The organism is Teichococcus deserti (genome assembly GCF_001982615.1).
Taxonomy (GTDB): Bacteria; Pseudomonadota; Alphaproteobacteria; order Acetobacterales; family Acetobacteraceae; genus Pseudoroseomonas; species Pseudoroseomonas deserti.
Genome location: NZ_MLCO01000493.1, coordinates 1 through 3,319 on the forward strand (window position 1 = coordinate 1; position 3,319 = coordinate 3,319).

A 3,319-nucleotide genomic window follows, 5' to 3' on the forward strand; every position below is an offset into this window, starting at 1 on the left:
GCCCCGGCCCAGCAGGCCGAGGCCCCTGCCGCCCCGCCGCCGCCGGCCATGGCCGCCGTCATCGCCGCCGCCCGCCCGCTGCGCGCCGGCAACCTGCTGGGCCCCGACGACCTGTCGCGGCTGGAGCTGCCGCCCGGCAGCATCCCCGCCGGCGCCCGCCCCGATACCCCGGCCGAGCGGACCGAGCTGATCGGCGCCATGCTGCGCCATTCGATGGAGGCGGGGCAGCCGCTGCGCGCCGGCGAGGATGTCATCCGCCCCGGCGACCGCGGCTTCCTGGCCGCGGTGCTGGCGCCCGGCATGCGCGCTGTCAGCATCGGCGTCGACGCGGTGACCGGCACCGCCGGGCTGATCTGGCCGGGCGACCGCGTCGACCTGCTGCTGTCCCAGGCACTGGACGCGCAGAGCCTGCCCGCCACCCGCCGCGTCGCCGGCGAGACCGTGCTGGCCGATCTGCGCGTCGTCGCCATCGACCAGCGGCTGGTGCAGGGCGCGGTCAACCTGGACAACGCCACCGGCGGCGACCGCGGCAACCGCACCGTGACGCTGGAGGTCACCCCCGCCCAGGCCGAGCGCGTCGCCGTGGCCAACCGGCTGGGCCGGCTGGCGCTGACCGTGCGCGCCGCCCTGCCGGAGCCGCAGGCCCTGCCCGGCGTGCCGCCGCGGCCGCCGCTGACCTGGAGCGGCGATGTCTCGGCCGCGCTGCAAGACCCTGGAAACCAGACCGGGACCATACTGCGCCTGTTCCAGGGTCCCGCCAAAGCCGAGGAGATCCGTTTCTGATGCGCTTCCCGCCCGCCCTGCCGGACAATCCGGCGCGCCGCCCCGGTCAGAATGGCCCGGCGTCGCTGCGACCGGCGTCGCTGCGATCGGCGTCGATGCGACCGGCGTCGATGCAACCGGCGTCGATGCTCCTGGCTTTGCTGCTCGCCCCGGGCCTGGCCGCCGCCCAGCGCGGCCCTGCCCCTCGCCCGCAGGAGGTCGCAGTGCCCTCCCAGCCCGGCGCCCTGCTGCTGGAGGCCGGGGCGGGCCGCGTCGTCACCCTGCCCGCGCCCGCCGCCAGCCTTTTCGCCGCCGACCCCAAGGTGGCCGAGGTGCGGCCGGCCAGCCCCACCAGCCTCTTCGTCTTCGGCGTGGCGCCCGGCCGCACCACCATCGCCGCCATGGACGCGACCGGCCAGCCGCTGGCGCAGTACCAGGTGATGGTCCGCCCCGGCAGCTTCGGCGCCGAGGAGGCGCAGGCCGCGCTGAACCGCCTGCTGCCCGGCCGCGCCTTGCGGGTCGAGGCGCGGCCCGGCGGGCTGCTGCTCTCCGGCAGCGTGGCGCAGCCGGCCGAGGCCGAGCAGGCGCTGTCGCTGGTCCGCGGCTTCGCCGCCGCAGGCCAGAGCGTCGAGAACCGCCTGGCGGTCGAAGGCCCGGCCCAGGTCAATCTGCGGGTGCGCGTGGCCGAGGTCTCGCGCGAGGTGACGCGGCAATTCGGCCTGGACTGGCAGGCGATGGGCTCGATCGGCCGCTTCGCCATCGGCGCCCTGACCAACAACTCGCTGGCCGATCCGACCAACCTGCCCGGCCGCTACAGCGCCGGCTACAACGGCGCGGTCAATCTGAACGGCATCATCGACGCCCTGGCCCAGGACCGGCTGATCAATGTGCTGGCCGAGCCCAACCTGACGGCGCTGTCCGGCGAGACCGCCAGCTTCCTGGTCGGCGGCGAGTTCCCGATCCCGGTCGGCCGCCGCTATGACCAGATCAGCATCGAGTTCAAGCAATACGGCATCAGCCTGGCCTTCGTGCCGACGGTGATGCAGCCGGGGCGCATCAGCCTGCGCGTCCGCCCCGAGGTCAGCGAGCTGTCCGAGCAGGGCGCCATCCGCCTGTCGGCCGACAATTCCAGCCTGCAGATCCCGGCCCTGACCGTGCGCCGCGCCGAGACCACGATCGAGCTCGGCAGCGGGCAGAGCTTCGCCATCGCCGGGCTGATGCAGGACAGCCAGCGCACCACCGGCCGCGCCGTGCCCTGGATGGGCGAGGTGCCGGTCCTCGGCGCCCTGTTCCGCTCCGACCGCTTCCAGCGCAGCGAGACCGAGCTCGTGATCGTCGTCACCCCCTATCTGGTGCGCCCCGTGAGCGACCCGGCCGCGCTGCGCAGCCCGGCCGCCGGGCAGGCCCCGGCGGACGATGCCGAGCGGATCCTGCTGTTCCGCCAGTTCGCCCGGCGCGACGCGCCGCCCTTGCCGCCGCCGCCCGGCGATGCCGGCTTCATCCTGCGCTGAGGAGGCGGCGTTGCGGAACACCACGCTGCTGCTGCTGACGCTGGCCGGATGCGGCGCGATGGACCCCTATGACCGGCCCGGCACCTGGCGGCCCGGCCAGGTGAACGAGGCCAATCTGCAGCAGATGCTGGCCGATCCGGCGCATCGCGCCTGGGGCGAGGGCTCGCGCACCACCGACGGCGCCATCGCCGCCGCCGCGATCGAGCGGCTGCGCGAGGGCAAGCCGCGGCCGCTGCCCGAGATCACCATGGGCCGCCACAACGGCGGGGGCAGCAACTGATGGCCGGCGAACGCCGCGAGGGCAGCGAGGAAGCCGGCGCCCGCAAGCCGCTGATCGGCTTCGCCCGCGACGCCGCGACCGAGGCGGCGCTGCGCGAGGGCTTCGCCGAGGCCTTGCCCGGCGGCGCCGACATCCGCCGCGGCAGCCTGCAGGACGCCATCGCCGCCATGCGGCAGGAGCCGACGCCGCAGCTGTTGCTGGTCGATGTCAGCGGCGAGGCGCAGCCGCTGGCCGGCCTCGAGGATCTGGCGCATGTGCTGGAGCCCGATGTCCGCGTGCTGGTGGTCGGCGAGCGCGAGGACATGGATTTCTACCGCCGCCTGACCCGCGGCCTTGGCGTGCACGAATACCTGTTCAAGCCGCTGGTGCCGGAGATCGTGGCGCGGCTGTTCGCCACCGCCCTGGGCGGGCTGAGCCCGGTGGCCGAGGGCGGCATCCGCGGCGGCCGCGTCATCACCGTGACCGGCGCGCGCGGCGGCAGCGGCGCCAGCACCGTCGCCGTCAACCTGGCCTGGCATCTGGGACAATTGGAACGGCGGCACAGCCTGCTGCTGGACACCGACCTGCATTGCGGCGCGGCGGCGCTGCTGCTGGGCGGCAAGCACAGCCCGGCGCTGCGCGAGGCGCTGCAGAGCCCCGAGCGCCTGGACGAGCTCTATGTCGAGCGCGCGGTGCAGCCGGTCGGCCCCCGCCTTGGCCTGCTGCAGCCCTTCCTCCGCCGCCAGCAGGCCAAGGCGGGGGCCGACCGGCTGCACCGCGCGCTCGA

At 75.2% G+C, this 3,319-nt stretch carries 4 protein-coding genes; all 4 read left to right on the plus strand.

Annotated features, from left to right (window positions below):
- Positions 1–783, plus strand: a 783-nt coding sequence (gene cpaB / locus BKE38_RS29410) for a Flp pilus assembly protein CpaB (RefSeq protein ID WP_076960640.1), incomplete at its 5' end; no start/stop codon positions are given.
- Positions 784–908: 125 nt separating this feature from the next.
- Positions 909–2,273 (plus strand): type II and III secretion system protein family protein, encoded by a 1,365-nt coding sequence (locus BKE38_RS29415; protein WP_165694325.1) that lies wholly within the window; start codon positions 909–911, stop codon positions 2,271–2,273.
- Positions 2,274–2,283: 10 nt separating this feature from the next.
- Positions 2,284–2,553, plus strand: coding sequence for a hypothetical protein (locus BKE38_RS29420; RefSeq protein ID WP_076960641.1), 270 nt, complete (start codon positions 2,284–2,286; stop codon positions 2,551–2,553).
- The coding region (locus BKE38_RS29425) for a CpaE/TadZ family protein (RefSeq protein WP_367596544.1) at positions 2,553–3,319 on the plus strand (767 nt) is incomplete at its 3' end. The genes BKE38_RS29420 and BKE38_RS29425, both read left to right, overlap by 1 nt.

What these genes read in the sequence shown, in the direction of transcription:
- BKE38_RS29415 (WP_165694325.1), top strand. Translation starts at nt 909, where the DNA reads ATGCTCCTGGCTTTGCTGCTCGCCCCGGGCCTGGCCGCCGCCCAGCGC.